Below are 679 nucleotides of genomic sequence, written 5' to 3'. Positions count from 1 at the left end.
CTAGTGGTACGTATTCTTCAAAAATGACACCACTGTCGTCAGGGTAGGCAAGCTCGGTATAAGCATAACGTGGGCCATCTACATAAAGCGCTTCCCAACATTCGATGCATTCATCTTTAAACCACTCTTTTGTGATTGGCTCAGGGCCGTTATCCAGAAGATGAATTAAGTTCTTAGAATCGAAGAAATGATGCTCTTCACTTTTGATATCAAACAGGTAGCTAGAAAATAGAGCGATGGCTCTTCCGTCCCACAATCTGTAGCGGTGGTACTGAGACGTATAATGCTCCTTTACTCGATCGAGAAGGTGACGTTCACATAAAGCGCTTAAGTCTTTGTTCCTCAATGTCGGGACTTCTGGAATTGGTTCAATGTCGTAAAAGCGTACATGACCAAACAAGTAGCGTTGAGTCAGCTTAGAGGCGATGGAATCGGCGGAACCTTTAAGTGCAATGTCGTTGCATGGCAGTTTTTGGGAAGAGTCTGCAATTTTGTTGGCCAGCGCCTTAACAATGTCTGAAGCGGTTGATTTGACCTGTTCAACCAATTTTAATCTCAAATAGCCTTGAGCTGAGGTTTTTAACATTCCCTTTCGCGCAGGAATATAACGTGGAGAGGAAAGCGTGAGTGCTGTTGCGGTGTCTAGTGATTTCAAGGTTGCTTGCTGGTCTAAGTCAAC

At 44.2% G+C, this 679-nt stretch carries 1 protein-coding gene; it reads right to left on the bottom strand.

The window, feature by feature from the left end:
• The coding region (locus ACWYVB_RS24115) for a hypothetical protein (RefSeq protein ID WP_457530440.1) at positions 1–679 on the bottom strand (679 nt) is incomplete at both ends.

This window comes from Vibrio sp. JZG10 (assembly GCF_054064075.1).
This window is presented reverse-complemented; position numbering and strand designations above follow the sequence as displayed.